Here is an 18219-nt window from a genome sequence, read left to right as displayed (position 1 = left end):
GGAGGCTTCTTTCACACCCGCGCTCAGAACCGGCTCTCCAGCGTCACCATGACCATCGGCGCGGAGCGCTCGCGCTTCCACTCATCGCCGCTGAAAGCGCCGCCGGCGTTGTACTTGAGCGTGCGCTCCTCCTTGTCGATGGCGAGCACGTTCTTCGCGATCAGGCGCAGTTCGGCGAGCGGACTGATCACCTTGCCGACGTAGAGATCGAGCAGCGTGGCCGCCTCGCGTCGCTTCACCTCGCGCACACCGTCCGAATTGACGCCGTCGGAGGTGAAGCGCGGCTGGTAGTTCACGCTGAAGCCGGCCGACCACCTGCTCGGCCGGTGCAACCAGTCGAGGCCGAGGTTGGTCATGCGCGGCGGCATGTCCTTGACTTCACTGCGGCCAGCGACGCCGTCGATGCGGACCTCGCCGCGCATCTCGGTATGGTTGCCGCTCAGGCTCAGCTCGTGCGCACCGCGCCGCAGCAGGGGCACGCGCCAGTCGAGCTCAGCGCCCCAGAAGCGGGCCTCGCCGACGTTGAAGGGGCGCTCGACCAGCGCGGCGCCCTCGAGCCGGGTCTCCTTCTGGATGAAGTCGTCGACCTCGCGCAGGTAGAAATTGAGGCCGACGACACCGCGACCGGCAGCGAAGAAGCGCTCGAGGCCGAGCTCGTAACCGAGCGCCTGCTCCGGATCGAGCTCGGGGTTGCCGCCCTTGAGCACACCCTTGTCGAGCTTGAGGAAGGGGTTGAGCTCGTCGAACTTGGGCAGCTTCACCGTCTTCGCCACGCTCGCACGCAGGTTGAGGTCGTCGCGCAGCGCCCAGCGATAGTGCAGCGAAGGCATGGTGCCGACGAAATCGCTCGCGCGCGCAAAACCCTCGGCACCGGCGGCGTCGCGCTCGATGCGCTCGACGCGCACGCCGGCGGTCAGGCCATGCGCCGCGGCGAGCTGCCATTCGTCCTGCAGGTAGGCGATCTGGCGCTGCTCGTCGATGTCGAAGCGGTCCTTCGCCTCGCTCTTGTCGGCGCCGTTCTCGGTCTTGGCCTTGCGGTTGCGGTAGTCGCCGTCGCGCCACTCGATCCCGGCCGACACGCGGTGCGCCGCGCTCGCGGCAAAGCTGAGGCCGGCGCCGGCATAGACCCCGCGCTCGCGCAGCTCCTCGTCCTCGAGGATGGTCTTCTTCAGCGCGCCGGCGGCGTCGAATTCGCGCGTCTCGGCATCCTTCTGCTCGCGCGCCTGCTGCCGGCCGGCCTTGACGAACCACTCACCCCAGGCGGCGCGGCCGTCGTAGCGGCCGGCGAGCCGATGCACGTCGTCCGACTTGTCCTCGTCCTTCTGCGTGCGCTTGCTCACCGCACCGTTGGCGCCGAAGCTGGTGGTCGGCTCGTCCTTGCGCTCGCTGCCGTTGGAGGCGAAGGGCTCGAGCGTGAGCTTGTCCTCGCCCAGATGCCAGACCAGGCGCGGCGCGAGCAGGGTCTCGTCCTTCTTCACCGGCCGCGCCTTGCTCTCGGCCGACTTCAGCGCGCCGTCGGCCCCGAAGCTGCGCTTGTCTTCCTCGATGTCTTCCGCGCCCACGGTGTGCGAGGCGGCGAGCAGGATGTCGAGATTGCCGAGGCGGCGCGACCATTGCGCGACGACGTCGCCGACGTCCAGATCGCCGTTGCGACCGGCCGCCGCGCGCAGCCGGGTGAGCCCGTCGGCACGGCTCTTGAGCACGATGTTGACGGTGCCACCGATGCCGCCAGCGTCATACAGGGCGCCCGGGCTACGGATGATCTCGATGCGCTCGATCATGTCCGCCGGCAGACGGTCGACCTGGATCTGGCGCTCCTTCTTCGCCGCCGGCACCGGCTCGCCGTTGATCAGGAACTGGGTGTAGCCCTTGTCCAGACCGCGGATGCGGATGTCCTTGGTCACGCCCGCCGGGCCGGTGAAGCTCATCCCTGGCAGGCGCCGCAGCACGTCGCCGACGGTGGCGTCGCCGTAGCGCTCGACTTCGGTTTCGGAAATGACGATCTTCTGCACCGCAGCCGTGCGGCGCTCGGCCTGGGCATCGTGCTGATCGACGACGACGACGTCGCCGAGGCGCTTGGGCGACGCATCGCCCGCTTCGGCGACGACCGCCGAGGATGCGCTGCCGAGCGACAGCGCGACGAGAGACCACGAAAGAACTCGCATGAAACCAGTACTCAGGGCAGTTGCTGGCTGGCTTGCGCGAGGCCCTCGATGGGCGCGCTGGCTGGCTGGGAATGGGGAAGCGGGTCGAAAAGCGGGCCGCGAGGGAGAGATCGTCCGCTTATTTACGACAACTTCTCATTATCACTCTCAATACCATCCCAGGTAAAGCCGCCTCCAGCAAAAGGCATGTTTCCCGTCACCCGCTGCCGCCCTCACTCCGCCGGAATCGCCTCCAGCGCCTCGTGCAGTTCGAGCCAGCGCAGCTCGGCGTCCTCGATGCGCGCGGTGAGCTCGGCCTGGCGCTTGTGGAGCGCGGGGACTTCGCTGGCCTGCGCGCCGGTGTACAGCGCGGGATCGGCGAGCCTCGCGTCGAGTTCGGCCTTCTCCTTGTTCCACGCCGCGAGGCGCTTGTCGATCTGCTCGACCTCCTTGACCAGCGGGCGGCGCGCCACCAGGCGCGCCTGGCGCTCGGCGGCAACCTGGGCGCGGTCGGCCTTGCGCGCGGCCTTGTCCGCGGCCTGGTCGGGACAGCCGGCGGCCGCGGTGATTTCGGCGCGGCGGGTGGCGAGCCAGTCGCGGTAGTCGTCGAGATCGCCATCGAAGGGCTGGATGCAGCCGCCGTCGACGAGCAGGAAGCGGTCGCAGGTCGCACGCAGCAGCGCGCGGTCGTGGGAGACCAGCACCATCGCGCCTTCGTAGTCCTGCAGCGCCATCGTCAGCGCGTGGCGCATCTCGAGGTCGAGGTGGTTGGTCGGCTCGTCGAGCAGCAGCAGGTTGGGGCGCCGCCAGATCAGCAGCGCCAGCGCCAGGCGTGATTTCTCCCCGCCCGAGAACGGCCCGCAGGGCGTGGTCGCCGGCGTCGAAGTCCCGCCCACGCCGTCGCCGCGGAAGTCGAAGCCACCGAGGTAGTCGCGCAGCTCCTGCTCGCGCGTCTGCGGGTCGAGGCGGACCATGTGCTGCAGCGCGGACTCGTCCGGGCGCAGGGTTTCGAGCTGGTGCTGGGCGAAGTAGCCGGTGGCCAGGCCCTTGCCTTCCAGGCGGCGGCCGGCGGCAAGTTGCAGTTCGTCGGCGAGGAGCTTGATCAGGGTCGACTTGCCCGCGCCGTTGCGCCCGAGCAGGCCGACGCGCTCGCCCGGGCGCAGGGTCAGGGTGATGCGCTCGAGCACCATCTTGCCGCCGTAGCCGACCACGCCGTCCTCGATCTGCAGCAGCGGATCGGGCGCCGGCGGCGCGTCGCGGAAGGCGAAGCTGAAGGGCGTGTCCACGTGCGCCGCGGCGATGCGCTCCATCCGCTCGAGCGCCTTGATCCGGCTCTGCGCCTGGCGCGCCTTGGTGGCCTTGGCGCGGAAGCGGCGGATGTAGTCTTCCATGTGCGCGATCTCGCGCTGCTGCTTGTCGTAGAGGGACTGCTGCTGCAGCAGGCGTTCGCCGCGCTGGCGCTCGAAGTCGGAGTAGCCGCCGCTGTAGAGGGTGAGCTTTTGCTGCTCGATATGGGCGATGTGGCTGACGCAGGCGTCGAGGAACTCGCGGTCGTGCGAGATCAGCAGCAGGGTGCCGCGGTAGTCGCGCAGCCAGGCCTCGAGCCAGATCACCGCGTCGAGGTCGAGGTGGTTGGTGGGCTCGTCGAGCAGCAGCAGGTCGGAGCGGCACATCAGCGCCTGCGCCAGGTTCAGGCGCATGCGCCAGCCACCGGAGAAGTCCGCCACCGGGCGCTCGATGTCCGACTGCAGAAAACCGAGGCCGTCGAGCAGTGCCGCCGCGCGCGCGCGCGCCGCATAGCCACCGATCTCGTGCAGGCGGGCGTGGAGTTCACCGATATGGCTGCCATCGTGCGCCGCCTCGGCCGCGGCCAGTTCGGCCTCGATGCGGCGCAGCTCGGCATCGCCGTCAAGCACGTAGTCGATCGCCGCCTGCGCCAGGCCGGGCGTTTCCTGGGCGACATGGGCGATCACCCAGCCCGGCGGCAGGTCGAGGTCGCCCTGGTCGGGATGGAGCTGGTCGCGCAGCAGCGCGAACAGGCTGGACTTGCCGCTGCCGTTGGCGCCGGTCAGGCCCACCTTCCAGCCGGGAAAGATCTGCAGGCTGGCGCCTTCGATCAGGGTTTTGGCGCCACGGGCGAGGCGCAGGTTGCGAAGGCTGATCACGAACGTAAACGCGGCCGGGCGGCCGCGGAGTCATCTAAAGGCGCTATTCTACGCCCCAGCCTCCACGCTCCAGCCGAATCGCACCCGGAAACCGCGCGCATGTCCAGCTCCCACACGCCGACTCCAACCCGCCCCGCCCCTTCCGCCTCCCTGCCCTCAGCGACAGGCCGCCGCCCGCCGCCCGCCGCCCCGACGGAAAAAACCGGCACGGCCCGCGGTTTACCGCCCCTGCCGGGCAAAGTCCGGGGGGCGATGCTCACCCTGTTGATCGCGCTGGCGGGCGCCACCGCACTGCCGGGCGCCGCCCACGCCCAGCCGACGACGGCACGCCAGCCGGGCGACGACCGCGCCCGCATCGCCGAACTCGAAGCCGAAGGCAAGGCCTTGCGCGCCGAGGCCGAAGCCACCTATCGCGCCGCAGAAGCGGCCTGCCACGAGCGCTTCCTGGTCAATCGCTGCATCGACCTGGCGAAGAAGCAGCGCCTCGACACCATTACCCGGGCGCGCGGGCTGGAAGCCGAGGCGCGCCGCCTCGATCTGGCCGAACGCCAGCGCGCCGCCGACGCCGCCCGCGCCCGCGCGATCGACGCGCCGCCAGCCGAGCTCCCGCCGGCACAGGCCCTGCCTGCAGCCCCTGACCTGCCACAACCGCCGGCGACAGCGGAAACCCCGGCACCGGAAGCCCCTGCGCCCTCCGCTTCCGGCACCGCTCCCCCGGAGACCGCCCCTGACGCTGCGCGCATCCGCGCCGAGCGCGAAGCCGCCAGCCGCGCCGCCCAGGACCAAACGGAACGCGAACGCGCCGCGCGTGACGCCGAACGCACCACCGCACGTCGCCAGGCAGAGGAAGACGCTGCAGAGCGCGCCGCCCAGGCCGAGCGCGACCGCGAGCGCTACGACGAACGTCTGCGCCGGTACGAGGAAGAACAGGCGGGCAAGAAGTAAGGCCGGCACCGTAACAGCGGCGGGCACACACCGGCCGCCGGACCCAGGCCGCAGACGTCAGGTCCGCGCCACGCCCCCCTGCCGGGCCCACGCCAGCGCATCCTCGAGCCGGTCGTTGCCCCAGAACAGCTCGTCGCCGACGCGGAAGCTGGGGGCGCCGAACAGGCCGAGTTCGGCGGCGCGCTCGGTCTGGCAGCGCAGGGCGAGCTTGTTGGCGTCGCTCTGTGCGCGCGCGAGCAGCTCGGCGGCCGGCAGGCCGAGACCGTCGAGAATCGACCCGATCACCGCCGGCTCGCCGATCTCGCGGTCTTCGGCGAAGTTGGCCGTCATCACCGCACGCGCGAACGGCGCGACCCAGCCTTCATGGGCACCGAGCAGGGCCAGCCGCGCGGCGAGCAGGCCGTTGCGCGGGAAGCGGCTGGGGTGGCGGAAAGGCAGGCCGTGCCTGGCGGCGAGGCGCTCGAGATCACGCCACATGTAGCGCCCCTTGGGCGGATAGATGTTGAACGGCGAGTCGTTCCAGCCCAGCGCCATGAACACCGGGCCGAGCAGGAAGGGACGCCATTCGATGTCCACCCCGGCGGCCTGCGCCGCCGCTTCGATGCGCATCACGGACAGGTAGGAGTAGGTGCTGGCGAACTCGAACCAGAACTCGACGACCGGACGGGACATGGGCACGGCTCCACAACAGGAACGCCGCCACTATAGAGCATCGGCCCCGGGCGCGCGCCGCCCGGGAACAGCTGCGCGGCTCAGGCCGGCCGGTTCGCCACCCAGATCCCGGCGCCGACCAGAGCGAGCGCGACGAACACCGCCGGCGTCAGCGGTTCGCCGAGGAGCACGCCACCGGCCAGCACCCCCATCACCGGCGTCAGGAAGGAAAACGACGACAGCCGCGTCGCCGGATATTCCCGCACCAGCCAGAACCAGGCGAGGTAGGACGCACCGGCGACGATCACGGTCTGGAACAGCAGGCTCGCCCACACCAGCGGCGTCGGCGCGAACACCCCCGGCTCGCCCAGCACCAGCGACAGCGGCGGCAGGATCAGGGCCGAAACCCCGAGCTGGTAGAGCAGGGTCTTCTCCGCCGAAGCCCGCGCCAGCGCGCTGGCCTTCACCGTCAGCGTGGTCGCCGCCCACAGCAGCGCGGCGACCACGATCATCAGGTCGCCCACCCAGGCCTTGCCCGCCGGCACGAACAGGTGCTCACCGAACAGCACGATGACGCCGGAAAACGCCATCGCCATCCCCGCCCACTGGGCGCGGCGCATGTGTTCGTGCGGCAGCAGCCAGACCGCGCCGAGGGCGACGAAGAAGGGCGCGGTGTACAGGAAGATCACGCCGCGCGAGGCCGAAGTGAATTGCAATCCGAGAAAGATCAGCGCGAACTCGCCCGCGAACAGCAGCCCGGCGAACAGCCCCGGCCGCAGCGTGCGGTCGCGCTCGAACAGCCTTACGCCACGCAGCGCCGCCCAGCCGAACACGATCGCAGCGGCGCCGACCGAACGCACCCCGGCCTGCCACACCGGCGAGATGCCGGCGCTGGCGAGCTTGATCGCCACCTGCTGCAGCCCCCAGACCGTGCACAGCAGCACCATCAGGCCGATCGCCAGGCGGTCGAGTTCGTGCTTGGGCATGGCGCTTACTTCGCCTCTTCGCCGCGCCCGGCGCGTTCGCCGGAGACTTCCTCCGCGACCGGATCGAGGGCGACGCCGGCGCCCTCCTCCCGGCGCACCTCATCGATCCCGGCATCGCCGGCCACGGTCCGGGCGGGCGCGGCCCCCTCTTCACCCTCTTCACCCTCTTCACCCTCTTCACCCTCTTCACCGTCTTCGCCGTCTTCGCCGTCTTCGCCGTCTTCGCCCTCAGCGCCGGCCATCGCCGCCCCGGCAGCGACCGTGGCGACCCCTGCGGCAGCGGCGGCACCCGCCGCCCGCGATGCGGCCGGGCGATCCCGGTAATCATCGGCGGCGGGCCTGCCGTCTGCCTCCGGAGCGGAGCCGTCGCCCACCTGCAAGGCCTCGACACGCTGCTGGAAGCGCTCGCGCGACGACGCCGGAGCGAGCGTTTCGTAGCCGGCGGACAGGTGCTCGAACAGCGCCTTGTAGGAACCGGCCATTGACACGAACAGGGTCGCGCTCTGGTCGAAATGCGCCGCGACCTCGTCGCGGTAACGGTCAGCCTCATCCTTCTTCCGGCTCAGCTCGGCTTCCAGCTCGTCGATGCGCGACCTCCCCGCGCCGAACTGGCGGCCGATGAAAAAGCCGATCAGGGCCGCGATGATGACGGCCGAAATGGCGAGCAGCCAGGCAGTCTGTGGGGTCATGGTGTTGTTCTCCTTGCGTTCAATCGATCACCGTCACCTCGAGCGGTGCAGGAAACTGCAGCCGCGCGCGCAGCGCGCGGGTCACTTCGATGCGGCCGTCCTCGCCCACCCGCAGGCCGTGGTCGATGCCGAACCGGCGCAGCTGTTCGCGCCAGCTCTCGCCGGCGAGGTAGGCGGGCTTGCTCGGCGCGTCCGACAGCGTGCCCGCGCCGGGACGGGGCGTGATCAGGACGGTCAGCGACTGGGTGCCGCGCGCCGGCTGGCCGGTGCGCGGATCGAGGAGGTGGGCGTAGCGTTCGCCGTCGAGCTCGAAATAGCGCTGGTAGTCGCCCGAGGTGCCGACCGCCTCGCCGTCGTACAGCGGCAGGGTGGCGAGCGGCGCCGGCGCGCGCGGGTGCTGGATGCCGATGCGCCACGGCTGGCCGCCCTTGTCGCCGAGCGCCATGACGTTGCCGCCGATGTTGATCAGCGCATTATTCACCCCTTGTTCGCGCAGGATCGCCGCTGCGCGGTCGAGCGCGTAGCCCTTGGCGTAGCCGCCGAGGTCGAGCTGTACCGCGCGGTTGCGGCTTTCCACCCGCTTGCCGTCGATGACCAGGTCGGCCATCTGCGGGCGTGCCGCGAGCAGCGCCTGCAGCGCCGCCGGATCGGGCCGGCGGGGGACGAAGGTGTCGGTGTGAAAACCCCACAGCGCCACCAAGGCGCCGAGCGCGGGGTTGAACAGCTCGTCGCCGGTGGCGGCGATGCGCTGCGCATCGCCGAGCATCGCCGCGAGTTCGTCGGACACGGTGGCCGGCTCGCCGCGCGCGATCGCCTCGTTGAGCGCGGTCAGCTCGGACGGCTCCCAGGCGTGATAGGCGCGGTGGAGGCGGTCGAACTCGCGCAGCACGGCACCGGCGGCGGCATCGGCCTGGGCCTGGTCGGCGCCGTAGACAGCGACATCGACGCGGGTGCCGAAGACGAAGGCTTCGTGGTGGAACACCTGCGGCCGCGAACAGGCACCGAGCGCGAATGCTGCCACAAGCAGCGCCAGCAGCCGGGGCAGGAAGCCGCCGGGCCGACGGAAAAGCCTCATCGCCCCGCCTCCGCAAGCCCCCGCCGAGCCCTCGCCAGCGCAGCCCCCGCATTCAGCCGCATGCCTGCTCCAGCGCCTCGATGACCCGCGCAGCGACGTCGAAGCCCTGCTGCGCGGCGATCTCGACCATGCAGGTGGGGCTGGTGACGTTGATCTCGGTGAGGTGGCCGCCGATCACGTCGAGGCCGACGATCAGCAGGCCGCGCGCCCACAGGATCGGAGCGAGGAATTCGGCGATCTCGCGCTCGCGCGCGGTCAGCGCCATCGCCACCCCGCGCCCGCCGGCGGCGAGGTTGCCGCGCGTCTCGCCCGCCTTCGGGATGCGCGCGAGCGCATAGGGCACGACTTCACCGCCGATGATCAGCACGCGCTTGTCGCCGTCGACGATCTGGGGCAGGTAGCGCTGCGCCATGATCGTGCGCGTGCCGTCCTGGGCGAGGGTCTCGACGATGACGTTGCGGTTGGGGTCGTCGGCGCGCACGCGGAAGATCTGGCTGCCGCCCATGCCGTCGAGCGGCTTCAGGATGACGTCGCCGAGCTCGTCGATGAAGGCGTGGATGTCGGCCGGGTCGCGCGCCACCAGGGTGGTCGCGGTGAACTGGGGGAATTCGGTGATCGCGATCTTCTCGGAGTGGTCGCGCACCGCGCGCGGGTCGTTGAACACGCGCACCCCGGCCTGCACCGCGCGCTCGAGCAGCCAGGTGGCGGTGACGTATTCGAAATCGAAGGGCGGGTCCTGGCGCATCAGCACGGCGTCGAACGCGGCCAGCGGCCGCGCCTCGGCGGCGCCGGTGCGGTACCAGTCGCGGTCGTCGTCATGCAGGCTCAGCGGCACGCAGGCGGTGCCCACCACCCCACCCTCGCGCCAGGTGAGCCCGGCACGCTGCAGCGCCCACACTTGGTGGCCGCGGCGGGCGGCGGCACGCATCATGGCGATGCTGGAGTCCTTGTAGGCCTGCAGGCCGTCGAGCGGGTCGAGGATGAAAACGAGCTTGAGCGGGCGGGACATGGGTGTTTCCGGAAGTCGATGCGGGAAGGAAAGGACGGCTACGGGACGGCGGGCCGCACGAGGCCGCGGCTCACGCCGCCAGGCGCGCGTCGTCGTCCTCGGCCGGAGCGGTCTCCTCGATTTCCACCGACGCCGCGAGCAGCGCCAGGCGCGCGACCACGCCGTAGGCGTAGAAGCGGTTGGGCGGCGCGTCCGGCCCCTGTGCGCGGTCGGGCAGGGTGCAGCAGGTGTCGAAGGCGAGCGGCTTGAAGAGCATCCCCGGGGCGTTGAGGTTCTCGTCGCGGCCGCGCTCGGTGTGGACGCGGTAGAAGCCGCCCACGACGTAGTGGTCCATCATGTAGACGACCGGCTCGGCGACGCCGTCCGCCACCGTCTCGAAGGTATGCACGCCTTCCTGGATGATCACCTCCTGCACCTGCAGGCCTTCCTTCACCACCGCCATCTTGTTGCGCTGGCGGCGGTTGAGGCCAACCACCTCGGAGGCGTCCTTGACCGTCATCACCCCCATGCCGTAGGTGCCGGCGTCGGCCTTCACCACCACGAAAGGCTGGTCGGTGACGCCGTATTCCTTGTACTTGGCGCGGATCCGGCCGAGCAGCGAATCGACCTCGGCGGCGAGGCATTCCTCGCCGGTGCGCTCCTGGAAGTTGATCTGGCCGCAGACGCCGAACTCGGGGTTGATCCGCCACGGGTCGATCCCGATCGCGGTGGCGAAGGCGCGCGCAACGCGGTCGTAGGCGGCCGCGTGCTGCGACTTGCGCCGTGAATGCCAGCCGGCGTGCAGGGGCGGAATCAGCCACTGCTCGTCGAGCCCCTTCAGCACCGCCGGCACCCCTGCCGAGAGGTCGTTGTTGAGCAGCACCGCGCAGGGGTCGAAGCCGTCCAGCCCGATGCGCCCGCCACTGCGGCGCAGCGGCTCGAGGGTGAGGGTGGCACCGTTGGCAAGCTCGAGCACGGTCGCTGCGGTGACCTCGGGCAGCAGGCTGCCGATGCGCACCTCCACCCCGGTGAGGCGCAGGATCGCCACCAGCTTGGCGACGTTCTGCAGGTAGAACTGGTTGCGGGTGTGGTTCTCCGGAATCAGCAGCAGCTTGCTCGCCTCCGGGCAGATGCGCTCGATTGCCGCCTGCGCCGCCTGCACGCACAGCGGCATGAAGGCGTCGTTGAGGTTGTTGAAGCCGCCGGGAAACAGGTTGAGATCGACCGGGGCGAGCTTGAAGCCCGAGTTGCGCAGGTCGGTGGAGCCGTAGAACGGCGGCAGGTGGTCCTGCCACTGGGTGCGGAACCACTTTTCGATTTCGGTGGCATTGTCGAGGAACTGGCGCTCCAGTTCGAGCAGCGGGCCGGTGAGGGCGGTGGTGAGGTGGGGAACCATGGGTCTCTCTCGGGAGGGCGCTACGGCGGGGCGGTCCGCGGCGGATGGGTTGGCCGGAATGTTACACCAAGGCCCGCGCCCTTGCCGGTGCCGGGCTTGCCGGACAAGTCGCTCAGCCCCGCCTCCGGGGCGAGGCCGCAGGACACGATTTTGCAGCGCCGGCGGGGGAGGCCGCCTTCGCCTCGAGCCCATCGAGCCAACGGCTGAACACCGCCTGCGCGGCCTGCGGCAAGCGGTTTTGCAGGGTCCGTGCCTGGCCTCGCAGCGTGCGCGGATCGATGCCCGCCTGGGCCAGTTCGCAGGCATGCCCGACCAGCCAGCGCTCGATCTGGCGCGGCGCTGCCTCCAGATGGCATTGCAGCCCCAGCACCTGGCGCCCGAGGGCAAAGGCCTGGTTGGCGCACGCCTGCGTCCCTGCCAGCCGCACGGAGCCGGGCGGGATGTCGAACCGGTCGCCATGCCAGTGCAGCACCGGCACGTCACCCAGCAAGGCCAGCGGGGATGCCGCGCCTTCCCGCGTCAGGGTCAATGGCGAGAAGCCGATTTCCTTCACCCCCATGGCCTCGACCCCGGCCCCCAGGGCGCGCGCGATCAGTTGCGCCCCCAGGCAGATACCGAGCAGGGGACGCTGGCGCTCCAGCCGCTCGTGCACCAGCGCCAGTTCATCCGTGAGAAACGGATAGGTCGCCTCATCGAAGGCGCCGATGGGGCCGCCCAGCACGACCAGCAGATCGGCGCGCTGAACATCCAGTCCGGTCAGTTCGTCCTGCACGGCATCGATGTAGTGAATCGCATAGCCACGAGCTTCGAGCAGCGGCTGCAACGTGCCCAGGTCCTCAAAATGCAGATGGCGGATGGCGATGGCGGTTTTCATGGTTGCGCTTCCTCGGTGTCGGTGCCAGCGGGCCAGGCGTCGCTCGTCGGACATGCCCCTGGACAGTTTATCCAGGCCGACGCCTGCGGGCACACTCTGGCGCAGCCGGTCGCGCAGATTGCGCAGCCGGGGTGGGGATCTGGGCGCGGCATCGTCTTGCGCCATGCCTGCACACGCGGGGCGACAGACAGGACCGGCAAGAAATGGCAGCATGGGAGCGAGCCGCCGGAAGGCGGGCAACGCGGGGCACTTCGGTGTCCTCGCTGAGCGGCTCGACCAAGGGTTTCCCCAGGAGTGCCCGACCGTGAATTCGTTCCCTCTGCGCGCTGCCGCGGCCCTGCCGGAAACTCCGCGCAGCGCCCTGCGCACCCGCATCGAAACCGCCTGGCGCACCCCCGAACCGCTGTGCGTGCCGCCCCTGGTCGAGGCCGCGCGCCTCGACCCCGGCCTGCGCGAACCGGTGCGCCGCCTCGCCCTCGCGCTCGTGACCGGCCTGCGCGCCAGGCGCAGCCGCGCCAGCGGCGTCGATGCGCTGATGAAGGAGTTCGCCCTCTCCAGCCAGGAAGGGGTTGCCCTGATGTGCCTGGCCGAGGCCCTGCTGCGGGTGCCCGACAAGGCCACCGTGGACCGCCTGATCCGCGACAAGCTGGTCGATGGCGACTGGCACGCGCACCTCGGCCACAGCCCCTCGCTGTTCGTCAACGCCGCGGCCTGGGGGCTGCTGATCGGCCGCCGCCTGGTGGCCCCGCACGACCGCGCCAGCCTGTCCGCAGCCCTCGGCCGCCTGCTCGGCCACGGCAGCGAGGCCCTGATCCGCAAGGGCATGGACCTGGCGATGCGCCTGCTGGGCGAGCAGTTCGTCACCGGCCGCGACATCGGCGAGGCCCTGCGGCACGGCCGGGCGCTCGAGAAGCGGGGCTATCGTTATTCTTTCGACATGCTCGGCGAAGCGGCCATGAGCGCGGCCGACGCCGAACGCTACTTTCGTGCCTACGAAACCGCGCTCCACGCCATCGGCCAGGACGCGGCCGGGCGTGGCGTCATCGACGGCAACGGCATCTCGGTCAAGCTCTCCGCGCTGCACCCGCGCTACACCTGGTCACAGCGCGAGCGCGTAGTCGCCGAGCTGCTGCCGCGCCTGCGCAAGCTGTGCCTGCTCGCCAGGGGCTACGCCATCGGCCTCAACATCGACGCCGAGGAGGCCGACCGCCTCGACCTTTCGCTCGACCTGCTCGAAGCGCTGGCGACGGACGATGCGCTCGCCGGCTGGCAGGGCCTGGGCTTCGTCGTCCAGTCCTACCAGAAGCGCGCCCCCTTCGTCCTCGACTTCGTCATCGACCTGGCGCGGCGTAGCGGCCGGCGCCTGATGGTGAGACTGGTCAAGGGGGCCTACTGGGACACCGAGATCAAGCGCGCGCAGGTCGACGGCGTGGCCGGCTACCCGGTGTTCACGCGCAAGCTGTACACCGACGCGTGCTACCTCGCCTGTGCGAAGAAGCTGCTCGCCGCGCGCGACGCGGTGTACCCGCAATTCGCCACCCACAACGCCCACACCGTGGCCGCGGTGTTCCACCTCGCCGCCGCCGACGGCCGCACCTGGCAGCCGGGCGACTACGAGTTCCAGTGCCTGCACGGCATGGGCGAAGCACTCTACGACCAGATCGTCGGCCACCCCGAGCGCCACCGCCTGGTGCGCATCTACGCTCCGGTCGGCACCCACCGCACCCTGCTCGCCTACCTGGTCCGCCGCCTGCTCGAAAACGGCGCCAACAGCAGCTTCGTCAATCGCGTCGTGGACCCGGACATCCCGATCGGGGCGCTGATCGCCGACCCCGTCGAACACGCCGCTCCGCTCGCCGGCGCGCCGCACCCGGGCATCGTCCTCCCGGCCGCCCTGTTCGGCGCCGCACGGACCAATTCCACCGGCTTCGACCTCGCCAGCGAGACGGTGCGCGCCCGCCTGGCGGCCGCCCTCGCGCGGTCGCGCTCGATGCGCTTCGGCGCCGCGCCGCGCCCGCCTGCCGCGGACCTTGCCGCAGCCGCGGCAGGCGGCGGCGCCGGGCCCGCCTCCGCCCCACCGCCGCCGGGGGCACGGCCGATACGCAATCCGGCCGCACACGACGAAGTTGTCGGCTACGTGCTCGAGGCCGGCTCCGCCACCGTCGAAGCGGCGCTTGCCGCCGCCCAGACCGCCGCCCCCGGCTGGGCCGCGCGTTCCGCCGCCGCGCGCGCGCAGATCCTGCTGCGCGCCGCCGAGCGCTACCAGGCCGATGCCGACACCCTGCTCGCGCTCGCCGTGCGCGAAGGCGGCAAGACCTGGGCGAACGCCGTCGCCGAGCTGCGCGAGGCGGTCGACTTCCTGCGCTACTACGCCCACCAGGCGCAGGACTTCGCCCCGGACAGCCATGTCGCGCTCGGTCCGGTGCTGTGCATCAGCCCGTGGAACTTCCCGCTGGCGATCTTCACCGGCCAGCTCGCCGCCGCGCTCGCCGCCGGCAACACCGTCCTCGCCAAGCCCGCCCGCCAGACCCCGCTGATCGCCGCCGCCGCGGTCGGCCTGATGCACGCCGCCGGCGTGCCCGCCGACGTGCTCCAGCTGCTGCCCGGGCGCGGCGAAGTCGTCGGCAGCGCGCTGATCGCCGATCCGCGCGTGCGCGGCGTGATGTTCACCGGCTCCACCGAAGTCGCCGCGCAGATCAACCGCCGCCTCGCCGCACGCGGCGGCCAGGTTCCGCTGATCGCCGAGACCGGCGGCCAGAACGCGCTGATCGTCGACTCCACCGCGCTGCCCGAGCAGGTGGTGGCCGACGTCCTCGCCTCCGCCTTCGATTCTGCCGGCCAGCGCTGCTCGGCGCTGCGCGTGCTATGCCTGCAGCAGGACATCGCCGCGGACACGCTCGACATGCTGCGCGGCGCGATCGCGGAACTGCGCCTCGGCAACCCCGCCGACGTGCGCGTCGACATCGGCCCGGTGATCGACACCGCGGCACGCGACGGCCTCGAAGCCCACGTCGCCGCGATGCAGGCCCGGGGCGCCCGCGTCACCCGCCTGCCCCTGCCCGAGGCATGCGCCCACGGCAGCTTCGTGCCGCCGACCGTGGTCGAGCTCGCCGGCGGCATCGACGCCCTCGCCCACCTCGGCCGCGAGCAGTTCGGCCCGGTGCTGCACGTGCTGCGTTACCCCGCCGCCGACCTCGAGCGCCTGATCGACGCCATCAACGCCACCGGCTACGGCCTCACCCTGGGCGTGCATAGCCGCATCGACGAAACCGTGGAACGCGTCGCCGCGCGCGCCAGGGCCGGCAACCTGTACGTCAACCGCAACCTCATCGGCGCGGTGGTCGGCGTCCAGCCCTTCGGCGGCGAGGGCCTGTCCGGCACCGGGCCGAAGGCCGGTGGCCCGCTCTATCTCCACCGCCTGCTCGCGCGCAGCCCGGGGCCGGAGCTGGCGAAAGGCGCACGGGCGGTCGAGTGCACGGCGGCGGGCGAAGCCTGCGCCGCCCGGCTCCAGGCTTTCGCCGCCTGGCTCGACGGCGGTGGCGGCGGGCTGATCGATGAGGCCCAGTCGGCCGCGCTGCACGACCGGATCGCCCCCTACCGGCAGCGCCGCATCACCGGCCTGCGCCTGGCCCTGCCCGGCCCCACCGGCGAAGACGACAGCCTGCGCTTCGTCGCCCGCGGCACGATCGCCGGCGTCGCCCGCAGCGCCGCCGGCTACCTGCACCAGCTCATCGCCGCCCTCGCCAGCGGCAACCTGCTGCGGGTCGACGCCGACGCCACCGCGCACGCCGTGCACTCAGCCCTGCCGGCCGCGCTGCAGGCGCAGCTATGCTGCGACGCCGGCTGGTTCGACGCCGACTTCGGCGCCCTGCTGTTCGATGGCAGCGACGCCGACGCCGACGCCTGGCAGCGCCGCCTCGCCGGGCGCGACGGCCCCATCATCGCGCTGCTGCGCCCCGCACCACACTACGACCTCACCCGCCTCGTCCACGAACGCGCGCTCAGCATCAACACCACCGCAGCCGGCGGCAACGCCAGCCTGATGGCGATCGGTGCATGACGCGCCCGGGCACGGTCTCTGCCACAATGTGGCGCCGCGGCGAACCCGGCCCCACCTGCCGCCCCACCGTACGCAGCCCGACACACGCCCCCATGATCACGTCCTTCCAGGCGCTCGCCTGCCCCCTCGACGGCAAGCCCTTGCAGCGCGACGGCGCCAGCTGGCGCTGCACCGCCGGCCACAGTTTTGACATCGCCCGCCAGGGCTACGCCAACCTGCTGCCGGTGCAGCACAAACGCTCCCGCGACCCGGGCGACAGCAAGGAGATGGTCGCCGCCCGCCGCCGCTTCCTCGGCCCCGGCCCCGGCCCTGACCAGCCCGGCCCTTACCAGCCGATCGCCGCCGCGGTCAGCCGCGCGCTGCTCGCCGGCCTCGCGCCCGGCGCTCTCGCCCGCTGCCTCGACGCCGGCTGCGGCGAAGGCTACTACCTGCGCCAGCTCGCCGCCGCGGCCGCGCAACGCCACCCGCTCGCCCTGCTCGGGCTCGACATCTCGAAGTGGGCGGTGATGGCGGCGGCCAAGCAGGACAAGCGGCCGAACTGGGTGGTCGGCAGCAACGCCAACCTGCCGGTGCTGACGGGCACGCTCGACCGGGTGCTGTGCATGTTCGGCTTCCCCGTCCATGCCGAATTCGCCCGCGTGCTCAAACCCGGCGGCGAATTGCTGCTGGCCGATGCCGGGCCCGAGCACCTGCGCGAGCTGCGCGAAATCATCTACCCTGCGCTGAAGCCGGAACGCCCCGCGCTCCCGCCAACGCCGGAGGGGTTCACCGCGCTGCCCGCCGACACCGTCCGCTATCGCCTCGAGCTCACCGGCGTGGCGCAGATCGCCGACCTGCTGGCGATGACGCCGCACCTCTACCGCGCCAGCGCCGCAGGCCGCGCCCGGGCCGCGGCGCTGGACGCGCTGACGGTCACGGTAGACGTGCGCCTGACCCGCTTCGAGCGCCAGGCGCAGGTCCGCGCCCCTTCCGCCGCCCCCGCCCGGCCGGCATAGGCGCGATCCGGCCGCCCACCACAGGGCAGGCGCGCCCGCACACTTCAGGGACGGATCTGCGGCAGAAAGGTGGTGACGGCGAGAACGTGCGGCACGCCTGCAGGCATCAGGGACGGATCACGAACCGTCCCCGGCAGACTTTTTCGCCTCCGCCTCGGGAATCTCCAGTCCCCAGTCGCCGTACAGGTACCAGTCGTCGCCGAGCATCTCCGCCGGGTGCATCGTCCGCCCGGAACCGTTGCCGCAGCCGAGCGAATCCGCCGGGCAATACTTGTCGCACCCCCAGCAGATGCGCTCGGGATGCTTGGGATGCAAGGGGAATTTCTTGGCCATGATCGACGGACCTGCAAGACGTGGAGCGCCACATAGTTGAGTAGATTAGTCGACTATGTGGGGATGGATTTGATTTCCATCAAGCGCACCTGAGCTCAATCTCCCGATCACCCGCCGGACGGCGCCGCAGGGGCGGCCCTGCGGGTCGCCCCTACATCTGCCCGACCTGCAGGATGCAGCGGCGGCCGCGGTAGGCGGCGTGGAGCCCGTCGGCGTCGCGCCAGAAGAAGGCGCCTTCCAGGTAACGCGGCCAGCGCGGCGCCCCGCGCGGAGGGCCGACGAGGCGGGCGGCGGTGATTGCGAGCAGGATGTCGTGGGTGACGAAGACGTGCACTCCGGGCACTGCCCCCGCGGTGTCGAGCATGTGCGCGAGCAGGATGCGGGCGCCTTCGTCAGGCGGACGGGTGCCGGGCAGGCCGGGGCCGCCCGCGGCCATGCGCGCCATGATCCCGGCGCTGCCCAGGGTCTCCCAGTTGTGGCGGGCGAGCGCGGCATCGACGACGTAGGCGCCGGGGTCGCCGAGGAAGCGGTCCTCGACCACCGTTCCTTCCGCCCCGGCGGCGGCACGCAGCAATTCGGCGGTCGCCAGGCAGCGCTGCAGCGGACTGCTGTGCACGGTGCGCAGGCGCCCGCGCAGGGCGGCGCCGAAACGGCAGGCGAGTTCCTCGCCGAGGGCATTGAGCGGATGGGCGTAGCCGATGTCGCCGGGCGCGAGCGCGTCGCGCACCGAATGGCGCAGCAGCACGCACACCGCGCGATCGGCCGGCAGCGCGTCGAGCCAGCGCCAGGTGGAGCGGGGAATCGCGCCCCCCGGGGCGGTGCTATCACCGCCGGCGATCCCGCGCGCCTCTTGCGCGGCGCACCGGTCGACGCCGGAGGCACGGCGATGAAATCCGGTTTTAGCCGCCGCCACGTTGC

General features: G+C 71.5%; 14 protein-coding genes. 3 read left to right on the top strand and 11 right to left on the bottom strand.

Features of this window, described 5'->3' with window-relative positions; translation table 11 throughout:
- Positions 1-23 precede the first annotated feature (23 nt).
- The gene (locus Tchl_RS06755) at positions 24-2165 is read right to left on the bottom strand and encodes a TonB-dependent receptor plug domain-containing protein (RefSeq protein ID WP_075147722.1); all 2142 of its coding nucleotides are present in this window, start codon (positions 2163-2165) and stop codon (positions 24-26) included.
- Positions 2166-2377: 212 nt separating this feature from the next.
- Positions 2378-4309 (bottom strand): ATP-binding cassette domain-containing protein, encoded by a 1932-nt coding sequence (locus Tchl_RS06750; protein ID WP_075147721.1) that lies wholly within the window; start codon positions 4307-4309, stop codon positions 2378-2380.
- A 252-nt stretch (positions 4310-4561) separates the two neighbouring features.
- On the opposite strand from Tchl_RS06750, the gene Tchl_RS06745 reads away from it, so the two are divergent.
- Positions 4562-5254 (top strand): hypothetical protein, encoded by a 693-nt coding sequence (locus Tchl_RS06745; protein WP_075147720.1) that lies wholly within the window; start codon positions 4562-4564, stop codon positions 5252-5254.
- 57 nt (positions 5255-5311) lie between these two features.
- Here the strand turns inward: Tchl_RS06745 and Tchl_RS06740 are convergent, their stop codons facing one another.
- The 7 genes from Tchl_RS06740 to Tchl_RS06710 form a co-directional block, all read right to left on the bottom strand.
- Entirely contained in the window at positions 5312-5926 is a 615-nt protein-coding gene (locus Tchl_RS06740) for a 2-hydroxychromene-2-carboxylate isomerase (protein ID WP_075147719.1), read from the bottom strand.
- An 80-nt stretch (positions 5927-6006) separates the two neighbouring features.
- Positions 6007-6891 (bottom strand): DMT family transporter, encoded by an 885-nt coding sequence (locus tag Tchl_RS06735; RefSeq protein ID WP_075147718.1) that lies wholly within the window; start codon positions 6889-6891, stop codon positions 6007-6009.
- 5 nt (positions 6892-6896) lie between these two features.
- On the bottom strand, positions 6897-7580 hold the full coding sequence (locus Tchl_RS17945) for a YhcB family protein (protein ID WP_075147717.1): 684 nt from the start codon (positions 7578-7580) through the stop codon (positions 6897-6899).
- A 19-nt stretch (positions 7581-7599) separates the two neighbouring features.
- Positions 7600-8655 carry an FAD:protein FMN transferase gene (locus Tchl_RS06725; protein ID WP_083945172.1) on the bottom strand — a complete coding sequence of 352 codons (1056 nt, stop codon included), beginning with the start codon at positions 8653-8655 and terminating at the stop codon, positions 7600-7602.
- A 52-nt stretch (positions 8656-8707) separates the two neighbouring features.
- The gene (gshB, locus tag Tchl_RS06720; RefSeq protein WP_075147716.1) at positions 8708-9664 is read right to left on the bottom strand and encodes a glutathione synthase; all 957 of its coding nucleotides are present in this window, start codon (positions 9662-9664) and stop codon (positions 8708-8710) included.
- 70 nt (positions 9665-9734) lie between these two features.
- Complete coding sequence (gene gshA, locus Tchl_RS06715; protein ID WP_075147715.1) at positions 9735-11039, bottom strand: glutamate--cysteine ligase; 1305 nt, start codon at positions 11037-11039, stop codon at positions 9735-9737.
- A gap of 112 nt (positions 11040-11151) precedes the next feature.
- Positions 11152-11913, bottom strand: a complete 762-nt coding sequence (locus Tchl_RS06710; protein WP_075147714.1) for a glutamine amidotransferase — start codon at positions 11911-11913, stop codon at positions 11152-11154.
- A 304-nt stretch (positions 11914-12217) separates the two neighbouring features.
- Between Tchl_RS06710 and putA the strand changes: the two genes are divergently transcribed.
- Positions 12218-15973 carry a bifunctional proline dehydrogenase/L-glutamate gamma-semialdehyde dehydrogenase PutA gene (gene putA / locus Tchl_RS06705; RefSeq protein ID WP_075147713.1) on the top strand — a complete coding sequence of 1252 codons (3756 nt, stop codon included), beginning with the start codon at positions 12218-12220 and terminating at the stop codon, positions 15971-15973.
- Between the two features lie 92 nt (positions 15974-16065).
- Complete coding sequence (locus Tchl_RS06700) at positions 16066-16968, top strand: putative RNA methyltransferase (protein WP_075147712.1); 903 nt, start codon at positions 16066-16068, stop codon at positions 16966-16968.
- Positions 16969-17085: 117 nt separating this feature from the next.
- Here the strand turns inward: Tchl_RS06700 and Tchl_RS06695 are convergent, their stop codons facing one another.
- Positions 17086-17301 (bottom strand): DUF3079 domain-containing protein, encoded by a 216-nt coding sequence (locus tag Tchl_RS06695; protein ID WP_075147711.1) that lies wholly within the window; start codon positions 17299-17301, stop codon positions 17086-17088.
- A gap of 151 nt (positions 17302-17452) precedes the next feature.
- On the bottom strand, positions 17453-18214 hold the full coding sequence (locus tag Tchl_RS06690) for a histidine phosphatase family protein (protein WP_232311679.1): 762 nt from the start codon (positions 18212-18214) through the stop codon (positions 17453-17455).
- Positions 18215-18219 lie beyond the last annotated feature (5 nt).

The organism is Thauera chlorobenzoica, from assembly GCF_001922305.1.
In the GTDB taxonomy this organism is placed as follows: domain Bacteria; phylum Pseudomonadota; class Gammaproteobacteria; order Burkholderiales; family Rhodocyclaceae; genus Thauera; species Thauera chlorobenzoica.
Note: the sequence above shows the minus strand (reverse complement) of the source record. Positions and strands in the feature narration are given on the sequence as shown.